Annotated in this window: 17 protein-coding genes and 1 tRNA gene; 13 read left to right on the top strand and 5 right to left on the bottom strand. The window is 43.0% G+C overall.

The features are described 5' to 3' along the window. Positions 1-763: 763 nt before the first annotated feature. Together mioC and DRF63_RS08590 are read right to left on the bottom strand one after the other, a co-directional pair. Complete coding sequence (gene mioC, locus DRF63_RS08595) at positions 764-1,207, bottom strand: FMN-binding protein MioC (RefSeq protein WP_005598889.1); 444 nt, start codon at positions 1,205-1,207, stop codon at positions 764-766. A 15-nt stretch (positions 1,208-1,222) separates the two neighbouring features. After that, a tRNA-Sec gene (locus DRF63_RS08590) sits at positions 1,223-1,317 on the bottom strand. 66 nt (positions 1,318-1,383) lie between these two features. Here DRF63_RS08590 and selA point away from each other — a divergent pair. The 4 genes from selA to trkA are packed head-to-tail and all read left to right on the top strand — an operon-like array spanning position 1,384 to position 7,339. Then, positions 1,384-2,769 carry an L-seryl-tRNA(Sec) selenium transferase gene (gene selA, locus DRF63_RS08585; RefSeq protein WP_005598886.1) on the top strand — a complete coding sequence of 462 codons (1,386 nt, stop codon included), beginning with the start codon at positions 1,384-1,386 and terminating at the stop codon, positions 2,767-2,769. Beyond that, on the top strand, positions 2,766-4,601 hold the full coding sequence (gene selB, locus DRF63_RS08580; RefSeq protein WP_005598885.1) for a selenocysteine-specific translation elongation factor: 1,836 nt from the start codon (positions 2,766-2,768) through the stop codon (positions 4,599-4,601). Before selA ends, selB begins: the two co-directional genes overlap by 4 nt. A 13-nt stretch (positions 4,602-4,614) precedes the next feature. Next, entirely contained in the window at positions 4,615-5,913 is a 1,299-nt protein-coding gene (gene rsmB / locus DRF63_RS08575; protein ID WP_005598883.1) for a 16S rRNA (cytosine(967)-C(5))-methyltransferase RsmB, read from the top strand. A 49-nt stretch (positions 5,914-5,962) separates the two neighbouring features. Beyond that, complete coding sequence (gene trkA, locus DRF63_RS08570) at positions 5,963-7,339, top strand: Trk system potassium transporter TrkA (RefSeq protein ID WP_005598882.1); 1,377 nt, start codon at positions 5,963-5,965, stop codon at positions 7,337-7,339. A 56-nt stretch (positions 7,340-7,395) separates the two neighbouring features. On the opposite strand, the gene rpsT is transcribed toward trkA, so the two are convergent. Continuing rightward, positions 7,396-7,659, bottom strand: coding sequence for a 30S ribosomal protein S20 (gene rpsT, locus DRF63_RS08565; RefSeq protein WP_005619152.1), 264 nt, complete (start codon positions 7,657-7,659; stop codon positions 7,396-7,398). A 391-nt stretch (positions 7,660-8,050) separates the two neighbouring features. On the opposite strand from rpsT, the gene murJ reads away from it, so the two are divergent. Continuing rightward, on the top strand, positions 8,051-9,622 hold the full coding sequence (gene murJ / locus DRF63_RS08560) for a murein biosynthesis integral membrane protein MurJ (RefSeq protein ID WP_005619150.1): 1,572 nt from the start codon (positions 8,051-8,053) through the stop codon (positions 9,620-9,622). A gap of 19 nt (positions 9,623-9,641) precedes the next feature. Continuing rightward, positions 9,642-10,709 carry an MFS transporter gene (locus DRF63_RS08555; protein ID WP_005598879.1) on the top strand — a complete coding sequence of 356 codons (1,068 nt, stop codon included), beginning with the start codon at positions 9,642-9,644 and terminating at the stop codon, positions 10,707-10,709. A gap of 54 nt (positions 10,710-10,763) precedes the next feature. On the opposite strand, the gene hemL is transcribed toward DRF63_RS08555, so the two are convergent. Then, positions 10,764-12,044 carry a glutamate-1-semialdehyde 2,1-aminomutase gene (gene hemL, locus DRF63_RS08550; RefSeq protein ID WP_005598878.1) on the bottom strand — a complete coding sequence of 427 codons (1,281 nt, stop codon included), beginning with the start codon at positions 12,042-12,044 and terminating at the stop codon, positions 10,764-10,766. A gap of 297 nt (positions 12,045-12,341) precedes the next feature. Between hemL and wecA the strand changes: the two genes are divergently transcribed. The 7 genes from wecA (at position 12,342) to wzxE (ending at position 19,811) form a co-directional block, all read left to right on the top strand. Continuing rightward, positions 12,342-13,415, top strand: coding sequence for a UDP-N-acetylglucosamine--undecaprenyl-phosphate N-acetylglucosaminephosphotransferase (gene wecA, locus DRF63_RS08545; RefSeq protein WP_005598877.1), 1,074 nt, complete (start codon positions 12,342-12,344; stop codon positions 13,413-13,415). A gap of 34 nt (positions 13,416-13,449) precedes the next feature. Next, positions 13,450-14,328 carry a transporter gene (locus tag DRF63_RS08540; protein WP_043991900.1) on the top strand — a complete coding sequence of 293 codons (879 nt, stop codon included), beginning with the start codon at positions 13,450-13,452 and terminating at the stop codon, positions 14,326-14,328. After that, positions 14,312-15,448, top strand: a complete 1,137-nt coding sequence (wecB, locus tag DRF63_RS08535) for a non-hydrolyzing UDP-N-acetylglucosamine 2-epimerase (RefSeq protein ID WP_005598875.1) — start codon at positions 14,312-14,314, stop codon at positions 15,446-15,448. The genes DRF63_RS08540 and wecB overlap by 17 nt, the downstream gene beginning before the upstream one ends. Before the next feature lie 78 nt (positions 15,449-15,526). Beyond that, entirely contained in the window at positions 15,527-16,798 is a 1,272-nt protein-coding gene (wecC, locus tag DRF63_RS08530) for a UDP-N-acetyl-D-mannosamine dehydrogenase (protein ID WP_005598873.1), read from the top strand. Beyond that, positions 16,798-17,421 (top strand): dTDP-4-amino-4,6-dideoxy-D-galactose acyltransferase, encoded by a 624-nt coding sequence (rffC, locus tag DRF63_RS08525; protein ID WP_005598871.1) that lies wholly within the window; start codon positions 16,798-16,800, stop codon positions 17,419-17,421. Before wecC ends, rffC begins: the two co-directional genes overlap by 1 nt. A gap of 6 nt (positions 17,422-17,427) precedes the next feature. Further along, positions 17,428-18,573 carry a dTDP-4-amino-4,6-dideoxygalactose transaminase gene (gene rffA / locus DRF63_RS08520; RefSeq protein WP_005598869.1) on the top strand — a complete coding sequence of 382 codons (1,146 nt, stop codon included), beginning with the start codon at positions 17,428-17,430 and terminating at the stop codon, positions 18,571-18,573. Further along, positions 18,561-19,811 (top strand): lipid III flippase WzxE, encoded by a 1,251-nt coding sequence (gene wzxE / locus DRF63_RS08515; protein ID WP_005598868.1) that lies wholly within the window; start codon positions 18,561-18,563, stop codon positions 19,809-19,811. The genes rffA and wzxE overlap by 13 nt, the downstream gene beginning before the upstream one ends. Positions 19,812-19,852: 41 nt before the next feature. On the opposite strand, the gene hcr is transcribed toward wzxE, so the two are convergent. Then, positions 19,853-20,872: an NADH oxidoreductase gene (hcr, locus tag DRF63_RS08510; protein WP_005598866.1), complete on the bottom strand. Its 1,020-nt coding sequence runs from the start codon at positions 20,870-20,872 to the stop codon at positions 19,853-19,855. Between the last annotated feature and the right edge of the window lie 5 nt (positions 20,873-20,877).

Below are 20,877 nucleotides of genomic sequence, written 5' to 3'. Positions count from 1 at the left end.
AATGGTTGATAATAAATATGTCTAATAATATTTAAGTCTTTCATATATGTTTCCTATATAATTAAAATTTATTTTTGTATATGGTTATCATTAATATAATAGTTATGTAACATATTATTTGATATAGTTCGTTTTGTTTTTTATTTTTAGATATTCTTATAAATATGGATAAATCTAATAACTTAACAATAATGACTGGAATTATAATTATAGAAATCAAAATAATAAACTCTTTCATACTACTCTCTAATGTTTAAATAAATTTTGTTTATGCTGATTAAGAAGATAGCTTAAAATTAATAGACTAAAATAAACATAAGCTACATGTATATTAAAAATAGATGATAATATTAAGGATACAAAATAGATCAATATATAAAATAAGAACATCTTTATAATATTCTTCATCTTTTGTAGAAAACTTTCCACTGTTCTTCCCTTTGAAATCGTTAAATATAAATAGCAAACCTAAAGTATATGATATAGTTCTCAATCATATAAATCTCATCAAACAAAAATGAAATCCATTACTATTTAAAAGGTTTAAGTTAATATATTACTTATATTTTGTAAAGATATTATATTTTCCGTAAAAGTATCTTTGCAAGGAAATGGTAAGAAAAACCAAATGTTATTTATGATTTATATAGAAAAATAATGGCTGAATGAGAGCAATTATTAGCCAGTATCAGAAAGATTTGATAGGCTTGTTAAAAAAAGAGCTAGTAATGATTGTTACTAACTCTTTGTTTTGGAAGGAGTTTTAAAGTTTCTCAACAAAACTTGGCAACCATGCTTCTGCGGTGCCGTCGTGGTCAAAATTATTTGCCACATCAATACGAACCGATTCACATACCTGTTTCGCACCTTTGGCAGTTAGACCGTTTTCAACAATATCCACCGAATGACAGAAAGTATCGTAATCGGTGCTGCCTAAACCGACCACACCGAATTTCATACCGCTGAGATCCAAATCGCTTGCCGCCAACTCGTCAAATAACGGTTTGATATTATCCGGCAATTCGCCTGCGCCATGGGTTGAAGTTACCACAATTAAATAGGCTTGATGTTGAATATCCGCTAAGGTCGCTTGATTAAATAATTCGACGGTAAAATCTTGCGCTTTTAAACAACTTTCGAGATGATCGGCAACATATTCCGCTCCGCCGAGGGTACTGCCTGTGATGATACAAATAGATTTGGTCATAGAATTGGAAATAATTGGCGGAAGCGAATGGGAGTCGAACCCACCCAAGAACGCTGGCGTCCTCAACAGGATTTGAAGTCCTGCCACCTCACCGGAGGTGACTCGCTTCCTTTAAAGAGTAGCGGTATTCTACTTTATTTATTAGAATTGTCCAAAAGTTCTTAACATTTTTTACTATGCAAAAATTATTTCGTACCATTCCTGCGATCTATAAATTAATCAAGAGTCCTCAAGGTGTTGATTTAATTGAAAGATTCGGACATCAAGCCTTTGTTCAAGAAGCGCGTGCATTGATAGAAAACGCACGTGAACAGATTATTAAACAGCAATGTTTACCTGCGTTTATGAACGAACAGTCTGCCATTTTTAGCTTGATTGAACAAAATCTGCAAAAAAAGCGTATGGTATCTAGCAAAACCGTGTTTAATCTGACCGGTACGGTGTTACATACCAATTTAGGGCGTGGATTGTGGTCGGAAAATGCGATTACCGCCGCCACCAATGCGATGAGAAATAACGTTGCGTTGGAATTTGATATTGACGAAGGGAAACGCAGCCATCGAGATATTTATATTTCTCAGTTAATTCAACAGCTTACCGGTGCGGAAGCGGCCTGTATTGTCAATAATAATGCTGCGGCGGTATTGTTGATGTTGGCGACTTTTGCACAAGGCAAAGAAGTAATTGTTTCTCGCGGCGAGCTGGTGGAAATCGGCGGTGCGTTTCGTATTCCGGATATTATGGCGCAAGCCGGCTGTAAATTAGTTGAAGTCGGCACGACCAATCGAACCCATTTACGGGATTATCGCAACGCCATTAATGAAAATACCGCTTTCTTAATGAAAGTGCATACCAGTAATTACCATATTCAAGGTTTTACCAAATCGGTTTCGGAAGAAGAATTGGTGGAATTAGCGAAAGAATTTGATTTGCCGGTTATCAGTGATTTGGGTAGCGGTTCGCTGACGGATATGGCGGTACTCGGCTTGCCGGCCGAACCGATGGTACAACAGAAAGTGGCGGCGGGCGTCGATTTGGTTTCGTTTTCTTGCGATAAACTATTGGGCGGGCCGCAAGCGGGTATTATTGTCGGCAAAAAGGTATTGATTGATGCACTTCAATCGCATCCGCTCAAGCGGGTATTGCGTTGCGATAAAGTGATTTTATCGGGGTTGGAAGCGACACTTCGCCATTATCTTTTCCCGGAAAAATTAACCGATGAAGTGCCGACGTTTCAGCTTTTAACTCAATCAATTGAAACTTTGCAGAACAAAGCGGAACGTTTAAAAGCGGTGCTGAACAAGCGGTTGGATTCTCGCTATATTTTGCAAGTGGAACCGAGTCTTGCTCAGATCGGGAGCGGCTCGTTACCGACCGAAACCTTAGCTTCGGTTGCGGTCACGGTTTTTGCCGAGAAACAGAGCGATTTACTTGAATTAGAAAAAAGATTTAAAGCCTTGCCAAGTCCGATAATCGGGCGATTTGCTCAGCAAAAATTTTGGTTGGACGTGCGTTCGGCGGCACAGTTTGAACAGTTGTTAAATATGTTGGAGGAAGCATGATTTTTGTTACCAGCGGACACGTGGACCATGGTAAAACGACCCTATTACAAGCCTTAACAGGTACCGATACGGCACATTTACCGGAAGAAAAAAAGCGTGGTTTAACGATAGATTTAGGTTATGCCTATTTGCCGATTGAAGAGGATATTCTCGGTTTTATCGACGTACCGGGACACCAAAAATTCCTGTCAAATATGCTTGCCGGACTGGGCGGTGTACAAAATGCGTTATTGATTGTGTCGGCGGAAGAAGGGATTAAGCCGCAAACGGCGGAACATTTAGAGATTCTGCGTTTATTGAATTTTACCAATATCTTAGTGATTTTGACGAAAGCGGATCGCGTGGCGGCGGAGCAAGCCGAACAACTTATGACGAAAATTAAAGCGACTTATCCGTTTCTTTCCGATGCACCGTTTTTCCTCACTTCTGCCGTAACCGGTCAGGGTATTGAGGCATTAAGAAATCAGTTAATTCAATTAAGCCGACAACAGGCTCATCTTGAAAAACCGTTTCGATATGCGATTGACCGAGTATTTAATATCAAAGGTGCCGGTTTAGTTGTAACCGGAACGGCGGTAGCGGGTAAAGTTAAAATCGGTGACGAGTTTTATTTATCAAGCGGTCAAAAAGTTAGAATTAAGCAAATTCACGCACAAAATCAGCCGGCGGAAATCGGTACGGCAGGGCAACGTTTAGCTTTGAATCTTGCCAATGCGGAAAAAGAGCAGATACAGCGCGGTGATTGGATTACTGAGTTGATGCCGCAGTTTACCGATAGAATTACCGTTAAAATGCATACTGCACAAAACCTAAAAGAAAATCATATTGTGCATTTATACCATTTTGCTTCGCACGTGACCGGCAAGTTGAATCTCTTAACCGAAAAACAAGCGGTTAAAAACAGCGAAACTTTTGCAGAAATTATTTTAGACGAGCCGTTGGCGATCACAGTAACGGATAAACTGATTATTCGTAGCGGGGATGACAGCCAAACATTGGCAGGGGCGGAAGTCTTGGAAATTCATTCGCCGAAACGCCACAAACGAACGGAAGAACGCCTTGCTTTGGTAAAAAATTTGGCAAAAACGACCGCTTGTTCGCAACGCATTTCGCTTTACTTAAAAAATCGTGCGGAACAGCTGGATTCGTTGTTATGGCGTGAGCAATGTTTTGCACAAGAGTTGGCTGAACAGGGTTTCGACGTGCAGTCGAAATGGATTTTTACCGCAGACTTTAAGCAACAAATTCAACAAAGAATTATCGAAAAACTCAGTGAATATCATCAAAATCATAATGATCAATTAGGCGTAACCAAAGCGAGATTATATCGTATCGTCGTGTTAGATCAGCCGGAACCGCTGGCTTATCAATTTATTGACGACTTAATCGAAAGTAAACAACTGGTACAAACCCGAGGTTGGATTCATTTACCGAATCATCGTATCGAATTTTCGGCAGAGGAATTGCAACTTTGGCAACAAATTCGACCGCTATTCGAAAGCAAAAGCGAAGCGCTTTGGGTTCGTGATATTGCCACGGAATTATGTTGCGACGAAACCGAAATGCGAAACTTATTATATAAAGCCGGAAAATTAGGCTACTTAATCCCGATTGTGAAAGATCGCTTCTTATTAAGCGAGAGAATGACTGAATTGGCTCAATTAGTAAAAGAGATTGTGGAACAAAACGGTTCGGTATCGGTAAATCAGTTGCGTGATGAGATTCAGTGGGGACGTAAATTGACCGTTCAGCTGATTGAATATTTTGACCGTTCGGGCTTTTTAAGACGAAAAGGTAATATTCATTTATTACGTGATCAAGATACCTTCTAATAAGAATACATTAATGAAGAAACAAAACGCACGTGCGGTTGCCGCACAAATTATTTTACAAGTGTTGGATCAAGGTAAATCGCTTGCCACTTTGATTCCTGAAGCTCAGGCAAAATTAGAGGCGAAAGACTTACCGCTGGTGCAAGAGATTACCTTTGGCGTGTGCCGAACCTTACCTCGTCTTGAAGCGGTCATCGCACAAGCGGTGGAAAAACCGTTAAAAGGCAAAACTCGCTTGGTGCATTGCTTGTTATTAGTTGGGCTTTATCAGTTGCTTTATATGCGAGTGCCGGAATTTGCGGCGGTTGATGAAGTGGTCAATGCGGCAAGATCGCTAAAATTGGATAATTTTAAAGCACTTATCAATGGCGTGTTACGCCGTTTTTTACGTGAAAAAGATTCGCTGTTAGCTAAGTTTGATAAAAATTGGCAAACGCTTCACCCCGAATGGTTTGTGAATAAACTGAAAAAAGCCTATCCGAATTGGCGAGAAATTATCGATGCGAACAATCAACGTCCGCCGATGTGGATTCGTAGCAATATTCAGCGGATTAAACCGCAAGATTACCGTGTCTTGTTAGGCGATCTGGTTGCAAAAAATTCGGAAAATACGACCGCTTGCGCGCCTGAATCGGCAATTTTATTAGCCAATCCGGTACCGGTTAATAAATTGATGAATTTTGAACAAGGTTGGGCGACGGTACAAGATGCTCACGCTCAGTGGTCGGCAGCTTTGTTGGAAGCACAAAACGGCGAATTAATTTTAGACGCTTGTGCAGCACCGGGCGGCAAAACTACGCATATTTTGGAAGCGGCACCGCAAGCGAAGGTAATTGCGTTAGATATTGAAGAAAGCCGTCTAAAACGTGTACGTGAGAATTTAGCTCGTCTTGGACAGACGGCAACGGTGATTTGCGGCGATGCGTCTAAACCGGCGGAATGGTTGGACGACGGTGTGATGTTTGACCGTATTTTGCTCGATGCGCCTTGTTCCGCCACCGGCGTAATTCGCCGTCATCCGGATATTAAATGGTTACGTAAAGAAAACGATATTGCCGAATTAGTCGCGTTACAGGCGAAAATTCTTGAAGCATTATGGGGCAGATTAAAACCGAACGGCGTATTGGTTTATGCGACTTGTTCGGTTCTACCGGAAGAAAACGGCGAGCAGATTACCCGTTTTGTCGCAAGCCATTCGGATGCCGAATGGGTAGAAATGGATTTTAACGGCGAAAAAACCGCAATGAAACAGTTTTTCCCGCAAGAACAGGGCGGTGACGGTTTCTTTTATGCGAAATTAATCAAACAATAAATTACCGTAAGATAAAGATGTATTTATCTTTCAGTGATTGGATTTTAAGATGAAAATTATTATTTTAGGTGCGGGTCAGGTCGGTTCGACCCTTGCGGAAAACTTAGTGAGTGAAGATAACGATATTACCTTGATCGATGACGACCAAAGTCGTTTGAACACGTTGCAAGATAAGCACGATTTGCAAGTATTAAAAGGCAACGGCGCATCACCGCGCATTTTACGTGATGCGGGAGCGGGTGATGCGGATTTATTGGTGGCGGTTACCGAAAGCGACGAAACCAATATGATAGCCTGCCAAATTGCGCATACCTTGTTCCATATTCCGACCAAAATCGCCCGTATTCGTAATTCCGATTACGTACGAGAAAAAGATCAGCTGTTTAATGACGCGGCGTTGCCGATCGACCATATTATCGCACCGGAAGTGTTGGTAAAAAAAGAAATCTTACGTCTGATTAATTACCCCGGTGCGTTACAAGTGGCGCATTTCGCCAATGAATTGGTGAGTTTGGTCAGCGTAAAAGCCTATTACGGCGGTCCGTTAGTCGGTTATCCGATTTCCGCTTTACGTGATCATTTGCCTTATATCGAAGCGCGTGTCGTTGCGATTTTCCGTCAAGAACGAGCGATTTTGCCGCAAGGCTCGACCATTATTGAAGCGGGCGATGAAGTGTTCTTTATCTGCGTGACTCATAATATAAAAGCAGTGATGAGCGAAATGCAACGCTTGGATAAGCCGCATAAGCGAGTCATGATCGTCGGCGGCGGTAGTATCGGTATGGGACTGGCAAAAGATCTTGAAGAACAATATAGTGTGAAAATGATCGAACGAGATCCGAAGCGTGCGGAAAAGCTGGCGGAGAAATTAGAAAAAACGTTGGTATTGTGTGGCGATGCGTCGGATCAAGAATTATTGTTTGAAGAGCATATTGAAAATATTGATTTATTCCTTGCGTTAAGCGGTGATGATGAAGCTAATATTATGTCGGCATTACTGGCAAAACGTTTAGGTGCGCAGAAAGCGATTGTATTAGTACAGCGTACGGCATATTTGCATCTGATTCAAGGCGGTACGATCGATATTGCGCTTTCACCGAAACAAGCGACCATTTCCGCCTTATCCAGTCACGTACGTAAAGGCGATATCGTGCAAGTGGCTTCGCTAAAACAGGGGCAGGCGGAATGTATCGAAGTGATTGCGCACGGCGATCAGGAATCGTCCAAGGTAGTCGGCAGAACGATACGAGAATTAAAATTGCCGCAGGGAGCGGTTGTCGGTGCGATAGTGCGTCGCGATGAAGTGTTAATTGCGCATAAATCGACGGAAATTGAAGAAAACGACAGCGTGATTATCTTTGTAAACGATAAAAAACAAGTGGGTGAAATTGAGAAATTATTCCAATTAGGCACATTTTTCTTATAGAGCAAACAGACGTAAAAAAACCGACCCTTCGGTCGGTTCTTTTATACAAAAAGCAATTACGCTAATTTTTTGATTTGAGCTGCTAATTTCGCTTTGTGGTTAGCTGCTTTGTTAGCGTGGATTAAGCCTTTAGATGCCATACGGTCCACTACTTTTTGCATTTCAACGAAAGCCGCTTGTGAAGCTGCTTTATCGCCTGCCGCTACTGCCGCGTATACTTTCTTGATGAATGTACGCATCATTGAGCGTTGGCTTGCGTTGTGTTGGCGGCGTTTTTCAGATTGAACCGCACGTTTTTTTGCTGACTTGATATTAGCCAAGGTCAAACTCCTAAAATATCTGTGTAAAAATTAAAAAACATAAACGTTGGTTTATGTTTAGCTATCGATAGTTTAAATTCATTTTCAACGAGACACGTGCTTGAAAATAACACCGTTTTACTGATAGAAAACGATAGGCGGAGATTTTATCAGTTTTTTTCTGATTTTCCTACAACAAACTGATAAAATTCCGTGCAATTTCTATGGGGTTCTTAGGATAAGCGGTCGGATCTTGAGAGATTTTTGTAAAAAATGGATAAAAACGAACCGCTTGTAACAAACCGCGATTAAGATCAAGAAAAGTTTAACTTATGCGGCGTTTCCGATAACGTATTCAAAGCCCTTTTGTTAAACTGCTATCCTTTAATTTTGATATGAATTTATAACGCTTATGAGCAAAAAACTTTTAAAGTCGGGCATGATTGTCAGTTCAATGACCTTGATTTCTCGAGTTCTCGGACTCGTGCGTGATGTGGTGATCGCCGGCTTACTCGGTGCCGGCGCAATGTCGGACGTCTTTCTGTTTGCCAACCGTATTCCGAATTTTCTACGCCGCCTCTTTGCGGAAGGCGCTTTTTCAAAGGCGTTCGTACCGGTGCTTGCCGAATATAACGCCGACAACGATTTGGATAAAACCCGTGAGTTTGTCGCCAAAGTGTCGGGAACCTTAGGCGGTTTAGTCACGGTTGTCACTTTAGTGGCAATGATTGGTTCGCCGGTGGTTGCCGCTTTATTCGGTACCGGTTGGTTTATGGATTGGGTAAACGACGGCCCTGACGCACAAAAATTCACTCAAGCCTCATTACTGCTGAAAATCACTTTTCCTTACTTGTGGTTTATTACTTTCGTTGCGTTGTCCGGAGCGGTTTTAAATACCATTGGTAAGTTTGGCGTGATGGCGTTTTCGCCGGTATTGCTAAATATTGCGATGATCGGTATGGCGTTATTCGGTGCGGATTATTTTGAACAACCTGATGTCGCCTTAGCTTGGGGTATTTTCCTCGGCGGATTGTTGCAATTCTTATTCCAAATCCCGTTTATGAAAAAAGAAGGTTTACTGGTTAAACCGAAATGGGCGTGGAAAGACGAAGGGGTGACTAAAGTCCGAAATTTAATGATTCCGGCATTATTCGGGGTTTCGGTAACCCAGCTTAATTTGTTAATTAACCAAGTGATTGCCAGCTTTTTAGTCACCGGTTCGATTACTTGGTTATATTATTCCGATCGCTTAATCGAGTTTCCGCTCGGGTTATTCGGCATTGCCATTTCTACAGTGGTATTACCGAGTTTATCTCGTATTGCGAAAAAGAAAGAGATTGACGAAGTACAACGTGCGGTAGAGTTCCAAGGCACGATGGACTGGGGCGTAAGAATGGTGTTATTACTCGGTATTCCGGCAATGATTGGTATCGCGGTATTAGCCCAGCCGTTAATGATGACCATCTTTATGCGCGGCAAATTCGGTTTATCCGATGTGATTGCTACTTCCCATGCCTTATGGATTATGTGCTTGGGATTAAACAGTTATATGCTTATCAATATTTTAGCAAACGGCTTCTATGCCCGCCAAAATACCAAAACACCGGTCAAGATCGGTATGATCGCTACCGTTTGTAATATCTGTTTCGGCGTATTGGCAATCCCGTTCGGCTATTTGGGCTTGGCAATGGCATCGGCGCTTTCGGCGGCGGTTAATGCGTCGCTACTTTATCGCGGGCTTGCTCAATCCGGAGTGTATAAAGTAACGGCGAAAACGGGCATATTCGTCTTAAAAGTCGCGATTTCCGCTTGTTTAATGGGCGCATCGGTCGCTTATTTTTCGCCAAATATCGAAAGCTGGTATGCGATGAATATTTGGTTAAAAGTATATTGGTTAGGTTGGTTAATCGTACTGGCGGCGATCGTGTATTTTAGTTCGCTATTTGTATTGGGTATTCGTAAGAGAGATTTTCGATCTGCATAAAAGAAAAAGGATATAACGTATGAACGTGCAGAATATTATTTTATGGAGACGCTTTTTTTCCGGACTCGCTTATACGGCGATGCAAAGTGTGTTTTTTATTTATTTAATGAAACACAAAGGCTTTGATACGGCACAAATCGCCAGCGCATTTTCTTTATTGGTGTTTGCCAGTCAGGCTTTTTCTCTGTTTGCCGGCTCGTGGGGAGATCGTTACGGACGAACGCCGGTGATGATGTTAGGTTGTTTACTGGATGCGTTGGGCTATATTTTATTGCTTACCACAAACCACTACGGTTTATTACTGCTGGCAACATTTTGTTTCGGGTTAGGCAGTACGCTATTTAGTACGAATGCGCGCGCCTTTCTGCTTTCCAATGCCGACGACGGTTATGCGTCTAAGACCAAGGCGCAAGGTAAATTCCTTAAAATCTCCAGTATGGCGTCTATGGTCGCTCCGTTAATTTCCATTCCGTTTATTCATTATCAAAAAGCGGAATGGCTTATTTGGTGTTGCTGTGCGATTGAAGTCGTTATGTTACTTTTTATGTGGCGAATGATGCCGAGAAGGAAATGCGATTTTCGTTTTGCGCCTTTCCGCTTTGCGCAGTTTAAAGAGGTAATTAACAAGCGGTTTATTTTCGTCCATTTATTGCTATTTATTCCGTTAGGAATGGGCTCGGCGTTTTATGTGATTTTTCCGTATATTTTTACCGAATTGTTGGATAGACAAGAATTGGTACCGATTGCGTTTTTTATCAATAATTTAATTGCGGTACTGCTACAAACCGGTTTTTCACGTCATATTAATTTCGGGGTGGTAAAACTGAATTATATTGCGCCGATTTTGATTGCATTATTGATTGTGCCGTGGTTTTACACACTGGAATATTTGTCCGAGGCGACGGCGTTTTTATATTTGGTTATTTTTGCGTTGGTCGGGTTATTTGCAAATACGGCACTCGCCAATATGTTAGTGAAACTGGATAGAGGCGAGAATCAGGGGCTGATGTTCGGTTTATCCAAATTGATTCTAGCGATAACTACCGCCGCTATTATGAATATTTTGCCGTATATCTTTTTAGTTTAAATGGCAATCCGCCCTCAACACGAATCGTCGCTTGAGGGCGGATAAAGGTGTTAATTATAATTGAGCAAAGGCTTTGTCCGCCGCTGCTAGAGTCGCTTGAATATCTTCATCGCTATGGGCAAGCGACATAAAGCCCGCTTCAAATGCGCTTGGCGCAAGATACACGCCTTGTTCCAACATTAAATGGAAGAAGCGGTTGAATTTCGCCGCATCGCATTTCATTACCTCTTGGAAATTCGTGATTTCCGCCTGCTCGGTAAAGAATAAACCGAACATACCGCCGACATATTGTGCGGTAAAGGGTACGTTATGTTTATCCGCTAATGCTTTAAAACCTTCCGCCAATGTTTTGGTTTGTGCGGCAAGTTTCTCTTCATTGCCCGCTTTGGAGAGTTCGGTTAAACAAGCTAAACCGGCCGCCATCGCAATCGGGTTACCTGAAAGCGTACCCGCCTGATATACCGGCCCTGTCGGTGCAATGTATTCCATAATCTCTTTTTTACCGCCAAACGCACCAACCGGCATACCGCCGCCGATAATTTTACCGAGTGTGGTTAAATCCGGTTTAACATCGTAATAGGCTTGCGCACCGCCTAATGCGACACGGAAACCGGTCATCACTTCATCGATAATAAACACCGCACCGTATTGATCACATAAAGCACGTAAACCTTTTAAGAAATCATTTTTCGGCGGAATACAGTTCATATTGCCGGCAACCGGCTCAACGATTAAACACGCAATTTCATTCGGATATTGTTCGAAAGCGGTTTTTACCGAATCTAAATCGTTGTAAGTACAAGTGAGCGTGTGCTTCGCAAAATCAGCCGGTACACCCGGACCGCTCGGCTGACCTAGGGTTAATGCACCAGAACCGGCTTTTACTAATAGCGAATCGGAATGTCCGTGGTAACAGCCTTCAAATTTGATAATTTTGTCACGACCGGTATAACCACGTGCTAAACGAATTGCCGACATGGTCGCTTCGGTACCCGAGCTGACCATACGGACTAATTCGATAGAAGGGACTAATTTGGTGACCAATTCAGCGAGAGTGATTTCGCTTTCGGTCGGCGCACCGAAACTTAAACCGTTCGGTACCGCTTTCAATACCGCATCAATAATTGCCGGATGATTATGACCTAATACCATCGGTCCCCAAGAACCGACGTAATCGATATATTTTTTACCGTCCGAATCGGTAATATACGCACCTTCCGCTTTTTGGATAAATACCGGCGTACCGCCTACCCCTTTAAACGCACGCACCGGTGAATTGACCCCGCCCGGGATAACTTTTTGAGCTTTTTCAAACAGTTGTTCTGATTTAGACATAAATGATTCCTTAAATTGAAATTCTGAATAGCGTTGATCGACAAGGTTTCGCTTTACAAAAAATAGTTTAAAAATAACCGCTTGTTTTGGTTACTTTTCTTTGGCGAAGCAAAGAACAGTAATAGAGAAAGTATGTCATGGATTTTCTAAAGTTATTCTTAAACGAAATAAAGCAAACTTTATATTTATCCATTTTATAAAAAAAAGCCCAAATAACCTAAAAAAATTTGAGAGTCCTCGCCTTTGTGATATTCTTTACACACTTTTTTATATTGATTTTGAGGGAGCTAACCCCTTATGTGGCTTACTTTTCTTGCTGTTTTTGTGGTGTCGTTCGCCAGTCTGATTTTTATGAGACCGGTTGCGGAAAAAATCGGTTTGGTCGATAAACCGAACTTTCGTAAACGTCACCAAGGCTTAATTCCGTTAATCGGCGGGATAGCCCTATTTTTAGGTAATCTGACCTTCTATTTTATGGAATGGCAAGATATGCGTTTACCTTGGTTGTATCTTGCGGCGGTGACTATTCTATTGGTTATCGGGGTGTTGGACGACCGTTTTGACGTAAGCCCGTTTTTACGCGCCGGCATTCAAGCCGGGTTAGCCGGTCTCATGATTTATAACGGACTGTCTTTAGATAGCTTAGGGCAAGTGATTGCGCCGTTTAGTATCGAGCTTGGGATTCTCGGCATTATTTTTACCGTGTTTGTCACGATCGGCGTGATTAATGCGTTTAATATGGTGGACGGTATCGACGGCTTATTAGCCGGCCTTTCCAGCGCCAGTTTTGCCGGTATCGGCGTGCTGATGTGGCTGGACGAGCAATACACGTTAGCCTATTGGTGTTTTGCGATTATTGTCGTCTTGATTCCGTATGCGATGTTTAACCTCAGCGTATTCGGCGCCAACTGGAAAGTTTTTATGGGCGATTCGGGCAGTACCCTGATTGGGTTTACGATTATTTGGATTCTGTTGCTTAGCACCCAAGGTCAAGGGCATACGATTAGTCCGATTACCGGTTTATGGCTGATTGCCGTGCCGCTAATCGATATGGTGGCGGTCATTATTCGCCGTTTGAAAAAGGGCAAAAGTCCGTTCAGACCGGACCGTTTACACTTACACCATTTAATGATGCGCGCCGGTTTAACTTCTCGCCAAGCACTGGCAGTCATTACCTTCGGGGCGGCGATTTGCTCTACCATCGGCGTATTAGGCGAATACTACTATTGGAATCAATGGTTGATGACGATCGGCTTTATCGGTTTATTCTTTATCTATGCCTATTCGATTACGCATGCGTGGCGAGTGACACGCTTTATTCGTCGTATGAAACGCAGAGCGAAAAGAAAGCTCAAAATCGGTAGTGAGTAACTGAGAGTAAACAGTCGAATTTTTAGGATTATTTATGCTATTACGTTATTTGTTCACGTTAATTATAAGTACTGCCGTCGGTGTGGCGGGCGGATTCGGATTAAGTTCGCTTGACACGCAAACTTGGAAGGCGACGGCAGAATTTGAGCCGCCGAAAGTATCTACACTGGGTAATTATTATACTTTATTCTCTACCTATACTTTTTTAAACGGCGGTGATGGGGTGAGTTACAATGTTATCGCGGACGATAAAGGTTCTCTTTCTCTTGCGCCGGAAATCGGTCGTAAAGCGGAGGATTCGGCAACGCTCGGTAGTTATAACGAGTTTAAACGTAATTTAATTTCTACGGACGTATTAGTCGAATTTCTTACTCAGACCGAAACGGTTAAGTTAAAAGCGCAATTGACTCATCAACCTATCGTTATGACGGCACAAAGTCTTGCGGAACAATTCGTATTTCAAGCGGCGACCAAAACGCAACCTTTTGACAGCTTAAGCGTACGTTCCGCTAATCCGGAAGAAGCGTATAAGTTATTAAACGATTTTATTGCGTTTGCCAATCAGCAAACCAAGCAAACTTTAAATGCCGAACTGGTTGCGAAGTGGAAAAATCTGTTTCAACAAATAAAAAGTGCGGCGGATATTAAACTTGGCGCAATACAACAAGGTAACCAGATTGCGCCCCAAGATTGGAACGGTAAGTTAAATTTAATGCGTTCCGTGCAGCCGTTAGACGATCAATTAACCGCATTCAGATTTGTAAAAACGCCAAGCGTGCCTTTAACCCCCGACACGCCGAATCCAACGTTATGGATGATGATCGGTGCTTTAGCCGGCTTATTACTCGGTATGGTCATTGTTTCAACAATGGGATTATTACGAAAAAAACCAGCAGATGCCGAACAAAATTAAAATCCTCAGCGTATTCGGTACGCGACCGGAAGCGATCAAGATGGCTCCGCTGGCAAAAATGTTGGCGGAGGATGCGAGTTTTGAGGCAAAGGTCTGCGTAACCGGTCAGCATCGCGAGATGCTGGATCAAGTTTTGAACCTTTTCGAAATTCGGCCCGATTTTGATTTAAATATTATGCAAGTCGGGCAAGATCTAACCGACATCAGCGTACGAATTTTGCAATCGCTGAAAGATCTGTTTGCACGCTATCGTCCTGATATGGTATTGGTACACGGCGATACCACTACTACTTTTGCCGCCGCACTCGCCTGCTATTATCATCAAATTCCGGTCGGACATATCGAAGCGGGCTTACGCAGCGGCGATCGTTATGCGCCGTTTCCGGAAGAAGGTAATCGTTGCCTGACCGGCGTATTAGCCGACTATCACTTCGCACCGACCGAGCAAGCACGTCTAAATTTATTACAAGAACATAAAGCGCCCGATAAGATTTGGGTAACCGGCAATACGGTGCTTGATGCGTTACATTGCGTATCCTCCCGAATCCGACGAGATAAAAGTTTGGTTAAAAACTTGAATCGACATTATCAATTTTTAGACGAGCGGAAAAAACTCATTTTGGTTACCGGACACCGCCGAGAAAGTTTCGGCGCAGGCTTAGAACATATTTGCGAAGCGTTGGTCACGCTTGCCAAACGGCATACCGATGTGCAGATTGTTTATCCGGTACATCTTAATCCTTGCGTACGCGAACCGGTCAGCCGTTTACTTAGCGGAGTGGAAAATATCTTCTTAATCGAGCCGCAAGAGTATTTGTCCTTCGTCTATTTAATGGAACGTGCTTATTTGATTTTGACCGATTCCGGCGGTATTCAAGAAGAAGCTCCCGCATTAAATAAACCGGTGTTGGTAATGCGTAACGCAACCGAACGTCCGGAAGCGGTTGCGGCGGGAACGGTTCGTCTGGTTGGAACCGAAGCTAAAAGCATTGTGCAAGAGGTGAGCTTGCTTTTAACCGATAAGCGGATTTATCGAACGATGGCACAAGCAAAGAATCCTTATGCAAAGGAGAATGCTTGCCGATATATTATTGACGTACTTAAACAAATATTGAATTAGTCGGCAGGCTTTGTTCTTGGAAAAGACAAAGCCTGTTTTTTGTTACGGACGAACTTAAAGCCAAACGAGAAATATCATATGAATACGTTTAATCGAATTGCGATTATCGGACTGGGTTATATCGGGCTGCCGGCAGCGGTTGCTTTCGCCAGATGCGGTAAGTCCGTTTTGGGTGTGGATATTAATCCCGATGTCGTTACAAAAATTAATCAAGGTCGGATTCATTTTGTTGAGCCGCAGCTTGAAGAGGCGGTTAAACAAGCGGTCGAAAACGGCTTACTTTTTGCAACGCAGATTCCCGATCCTGCCGATGTATTTGTGATCGCCGTGCCAACGCCTCTCACATATAACCACCAGCCTGATCTTCAGTATATTAAGCAAGCGGTGAAAGCAATCTCTCCCTATTTAGTCAAAGGAAATTTGATTGTATTGGAATCGACTTCTCCGGTTGGGACAACAGAAAAATTGGCAAAATGGTTGCAAAAACTTCGTCCTGATCTGAGTTTTCCGACTCAAGGTAACGACAATGCTGATATTTATATTGCTTATTGTCCGGAACGCGTGCTACCGGGCAGAGTGATGATTGAATTGTTTGAAAATGATCGGGTTATCGGCGGACTGACTGCCGAATCAACCCGACAAGCGGTCGATTTATACCGAATTTTTGTCAAAGGCGAGTGTATCGCCACCGATGCACGTACGGCGGAAATGTGCAAATTAACCGAGAATAGCTTCCGTGACGTGAATCTGGCGTTTGCCAACGAATTATCAATGATTTGCGATAAACTCAACATAAATGTATGGGAGCTGATCCGATTGGCGAATCGTCATCCGCGTGTAAATATTCTGCAACCGGGAGCCGGTGTCGGTGGACATTGTATTGCGGTCGATCCGTGGTTTATTGCGGCACAAACGCCAGACCAATCCCGTTTAATTCGTACCGCACGAGAAGTAAACGACAGTAAGCCGCAATGGGTGATAGAGAAAGTGAAACAGGCATTAGCCGATTGTGTGAATCGCCGAAATTGTTTAGCCGGTGATGTGACAATCGCTTGTTTAGGGCTAAGCTTTAAAGCGGATATTGATGATTTAAGAGGCAGTCCGGCATTGGCAATTACCCAATATCTTGCCGATTGGCATAGAGGGGTGGTGTTAGCGGTGGAACCGCATATTAGTGCATTGCCACCATCGTTGAGAGGTAAAGTCGAGCTGGTCGGTTTTGAACAGGCGATTAAGAAAGCGGATATTTTACTGTTATTAGTTGATCATACCGCATTTAAAAACCTATCGCCCGACACGATGAGCGTACCGTGGTTAATTGATACGAAAGGGATATGGAGTCAATTATAATGCAATGTTTTACCCCGGATCCGTGGCTGTCGGATTTCTTCGCCCGTCCGATTATACAAGCGAAGGTCACTGCTCAAGATTATCCAAAAATTCAGCAGCTACAGGCACAAGGCTTTCAATTTGTTGAAGGCGAAATCGAGTTCGGTTTTGACCTTGTAAACTATCAAGAAAAAATAACCGCTTGCGAAGCGGCAACGGTTGAAGATATTAAGCAATTGGAAACGTTATTCGGGCAAGCCTTTCCGACAAGTCGCTTTCGAGAACCTTGGTTTTCAGCAGCGGAAAATCAACGTTTGTACCGAACTTGGATTGCCCGTGCGGTACGAGGCGAATTTGATCAGCTTTGTTTGGTTTTAAAAACAACAAGCGGTCAAATTCAGGGCGGAATCAGCTTGCGTTTAGCCGGCGAACAAGCGAAGGTCGGTTTATTAGCGGTCTCGCCTGCATTCCAACGACAAGGTGTTGCAAGCATATTGTTACAAGCGGCGCAAAATTGGGCGAAAAGACAGGGAGCCAATTCGCTTTTAGTTTCGACTCAAATCGGTAACTTGCCTGCGATGAATCTCTATTTAACGCAGGGTGCGAGCATATTAGCGACGGCTTATTGGTTTTATCGGAAATAATAATGTATGCAAATTCCTTTTAATAAACCGCCGATTGTCGGTACGGAACTCGGTTATATGCAACAAGCGATGGCAAGCGGGAAATTATCCGGCGACGGCTTTTATAGCCGGCGTTGCGAGCGGTGGCTGGAAAATCAATTCGGTACGGCAAAAGCATTGCTTACGCCGTCTTGTACCGCTGCATTGGAAATGGCGGCGATATTAATCGATATTCAAGCCGGCGATGAAGTGATTATGCCGAGTTATACCTTTGTTTCGACCGCTAACGCATTTGTGTTGCGTGGAGCAAAGATTGTGTTTGTCGATATTCGTCCCGATACGATGAATATTGATGAAACGAAAATTGAAGCGGCGATTACACCGAAAACCAAAGCGATTGTGCCGGTACATTACGCCGGTATCGCCTGTGAAATGGATACGATTATGGCAATAGCCGAAAAATATCGGTTGTATGTGATCGAAGATGCGGCGCAAGCGGTAATGTCTTTTTATAAAGGCAAAGCATTAGGCACGATCGGGCATTTCGGCTGTTATAGTTTTCACGAAACTAAGAATTATAGTGCCGGCGGAGAAGGCGGCGCATTACTGATTAATGATGATCGATTTATTGCCCGAGCGGAAGTGATCCGAGAAAAAGGCACAAATCGTAGCCAATTCTTTCGTGGAGAAACGGATAAATATACTTGGCGAGATCTCGGATCCAGTTTTTTAATGTCGGAATTACAAGCGGCCTATTTATATGCGCAATTGGAAGTCGCACAACACATCAAGCAGACTCGTTTAGCCGTTTGGCAACGTTATTTTGAAGTCTTACGTCCGTTTGCCGAACAAGGTCGTCTTGAGTTACCGACTTGCCCGCCCGAATGTGAACAAAACGGCCATCTGTTTTATCTGAAATGGCGCAATTCGGATGAACGTAATGACTTTATCGAACGGCTAAAACAACACGGAATTTTAGCGGTCTTTCATTATGTGCCGTTACATAGCAGCCCTGCCGGTCAGCGGTTCGGCTCGTTTATCGGCGAAGACCGTTTTACTACTTCGGAAAGCGAACGCTTGGTGCGTTTACCGCTATTTTATAATTTACAACCGCAAGAATCGGATAAAATTATTCGGGTTATATTGGAATTTCTACATCAATGCAATCATTGAGCAAAACGGCCGTTTGGACGGCAAGCGCCACCGCATTTAAAATCGCTATTAGTTTAATACTGGTAAAGCTGTTTGCCTTGCAATTCGGGTTGGAAGGCTTAGGGCAAGCGGCGAATTTTATGACGCTGATTACCGTGCTGGGCGCATTTGCCGGCGGCGGCATTTTTAATGGAGTAACGAAATACGTAGCGGAATTTGAGCACGAACCGCAAAAATTACACAGATTATTTGTCACGGCGAGTCGGATTGTACTGAGCTTTTCCGCCGTACTGGCGGTCGTTTTTATCTTCTTTTCCGCAAAAATCAGCGAATGGATTTTCTATTCCGTAGATTATCAAACGGTAATTATTGCGACGGGGATTATCCAATTCGGCATTGCGAGCAGTAACTATCTATTGGCTATTTTAAGGGGGTACCGACAAGCGAAAGCCAATGCGATAAGTCAGAGTATCGGTATATTTCTTGCGGTTAGCGTTTTTATAATCGGATTATATGTGTGCGATTATTCGGGGGCGTTAATCGGGCTGGCGGCTATATCGGCGTTAGCTTGGTTACCCGCCGGTTATTTTCTAAAACCGAAAGGTTCCGTATTTCGTTTTAGGGAGAAAGGCGAGTTTGATTGGCAATATGCGCGAAATTTATTTAAGTTCAGCGGTATGGTATTCGCAACGGCAATCACGTTACCGCTCGCTTATATTTTGTTGCGCGATTTACTGATGGAATCTCATTCGCTTGAGCAGGTCGGCTTATGGCAAGGGGTAAGTAAAATTTCCGATGCGTATTTGCAACTGATTACGGCGGTTTTCTCGGTATATTTATTACCGACGTTTGCCAAATTAACCCAAAAATCTGAAATTAAACGCGAGTTGATTAAAGCGGTTAAATTTGTCGGAATTCTTGCAATCGCTACCGGTTTATCGGTATTTGTTTTAAAGCGTGAAATCATTCTGACCTTATATTCCGAACAATTTTTACCGATGGAATCATTGTTTATTTGGCAATTAATCGGAGATGTTTTTAAAGTGGTTGCTTACGTATTCGGCTATTTAGTCGTGGCGAAAGCCTCGTTAAAGCTGTATGTGTTGGCGGAAGTTTGTCAATTAACGTTATTGATTACTATCGGGCATTGGTTGATTCCGTTAAATGGTGCGGAAGGTGCGGTACAAACCTATTTATTGACTTATTTTTGTTATTTCTTTATCTGCTTATTTGCGTTTCGTCGCTACCTAAAAAATTAAAACCTCAAAGATTTCCTTTGAGGTTTTTTTGTTTATAAAATTTATAAAGAAACCGATACGTTTTCTTTTACACGGCAGCTACACGCCAGTACATAGCCTTGTGCGATTTCCTCTTCGGTTAAATCGCCGGTACCGACTACTTCATATTCCCCACCCGTTACTTTGGTTTTGCATAAACCGCATAAACCGGTGCGGCAGCCGGAAACCACCGGTTGTTCTTGCGCTTCTAAAGCGGCTAATAAGGTCATACCGACCGGCACTTCCGCTTTAATTTGTTTTGCAGCGTTAATAGTTAGGGTGGTTTTCTTATCCGAACTGATTTCTCCGGCTAAGGAGGTATTAAAGAAGGCTTCGGTAAAGAAACGATCTTCGCTAACACCTAATTCAAGCACGATATTTTTTAATGCCGCCATATAGGCTTCAGGGCCGCAGGTCATCACGGTGTAATCGCTCACATTCGGCACGGCATTTTTGATAATTTCCGCTGAAATTCGACCGCTTGCAAAGCCTTCGGTTGCCCCGACCGAAGCGTTCATTACTAAGTTGAGTTGCGGATATTTGGCTTTTAATTCTTGCCATTCCGATTTGAAAATCACATCTTCCGGCGAATGCACCGAATGGATAACGGTTAAGTTCACTTTAGGGCGGTTTGCTAATAACCAACGAGCCATTGACATAATCGGGGTAACGCCGCTTCCCGCACCGACTAATAAGTAATTATCCGCCAATACGTGTTGGCAAGAGAACTCGCCCATTGGGTTGGAGAACCACACTTGGTCACCGACTTTTACGTCATTGTTCAGCCAAGTCGAACCGACGCCGCCTTCAATTTCACGCACGGTAATCGATACGAAACGGCTTTCGCCCGGGGTAGAAGACAGTGAGTAAGCACGAGTAATATGCGGCGTATTTTTAATGCTAACTAACGCATATTGCCCCGCTTGATATGGGTAGAAATCCTGTGCGATAAAGTTAATCGTTTTTACATGAGGTGCTTCTTGTACGATTGAATAAACCTGTAATTCGTTAATACATAAAGGGTTTTTATTGGTATTTGCCATTTTGT

Origin of the sequence: Actinobacillus pleuropneumoniae (genome assembly GCF_003290385.1) — a bacterium.
GTDB lineage: Bacteria > Pseudomonadota > Gammaproteobacteria > Enterobacterales > Pasteurellaceae > Actinobacillus > Actinobacillus lignieresii.
The sequence above is the reverse complement of the archived record's forward strand: the minus strand, read 5'-3'. Positions and strand labels throughout refer to the sequence as shown.

What these genes read in the sequence shown, in the direction of transcription:
- mioC (WP_005598889.1), bottom strand. Translation starts at nt 1,207, where the DNA reads ATGACCAAATCTATTTGTATCATCACAGGCAGTACCCTCGGCGGAGCG.
- selA (WP_005598886.1), top strand. Translation starts at nt 1,384, where the DNA reads ATGCAAAAATTATTTCGTACCATTCCTGCGATCTATAAATTAATCAAG.
- selB (WP_005598885.1), top strand. Translation starts at nt 2,766, where the DNA reads ATGATTTTTGTTACCAGCGGACACGTGGACCATGGTAAAACGACCCTA.
- rsmB (WP_005598883.1), top strand. Translation starts at nt 4,615, where the DNA reads ATGAAGAAACAAAACGCACGTGCGGTTGCCGCACAAATTATTTTACAA.
- trkA (WP_005598882.1), top strand. Translation starts at nt 5,963, where the DNA reads ATGAAAATTATTATTTTAGGTGCGGGTCAGGTCGGTTCGACCCTTGCG.
- murJ (WP_005619150.1), top strand. Translation starts at nt 8,051, where the DNA reads ATGAGCAAAAAACTTTTAAAGTCGGGCATGATTGTCAGTTCAATGACC.
- DRF63_RS08555 (WP_005598879.1), top strand. Translation starts at nt 9,642, where the DNA reads ATGAACGTGCAGAATATTATTTTATGGAGACGCTTTTTTTCCGGACTC.
- hemL (WP_005598878.1), bottom strand. Translation starts at nt 12,044, where the DNA reads ATGTCTAAATCAGAACAACTGTTTGAAAAAGCTCAAAAAGTTATCCCG.
- wecA (WP_005598877.1), top strand. Translation starts at nt 12,342, where the DNA reads ATGTGGCTTACTTTTCTTGCTGTTTTTGTGGTGTCGTTCGCCAGTCTG.
- DRF63_RS08540 (WP_043991900.1), top strand. Translation starts at nt 13,450, where the DNA reads ATGCTATTACGTTATTTGTTCACGTTAATTATAAGTACTGCCGTCGGT.
- wecB (WP_005598875.1), top strand. Translation starts at nt 14,312, where the DNA reads ATGCCGAACAAAATTAAAATCCTCAGCGTATTCGGTACGCGACCGGAA.
- wecC (WP_005598873.1), top strand. Translation starts at nt 15,527, where the DNA reads ATGAATACGTTTAATCGAATTGCGATTATCGGACTGGGTTATATCGGG.
- rffC (WP_005598871.1), top strand. Translation starts at nt 16,798, where the DNA reads ATGCAATGTTTTACCCCGGATCCGTGGCTGTCGGATTTCTTCGCCCGT.
- rffA (WP_005598869.1), top strand. Translation starts at nt 17,428, where the DNA reads ATGCAAATTCCTTTTAATAAACCGCCGATTGTCGGTACGGAACTCGGT.
- wzxE (WP_005598868.1), top strand. Translation starts at nt 18,561, where the DNA reads ATGCAATCATTGAGCAAAACGGCCGTTTGGACGGCAAGCGCCACCGCA.
- hcr (WP_005598866.1), bottom strand. Translation starts at nt 20,872, where the DNA reads ATGGCAAATACCAATAAAAACCCTTTATGTATTAACGAATTACAGGTT.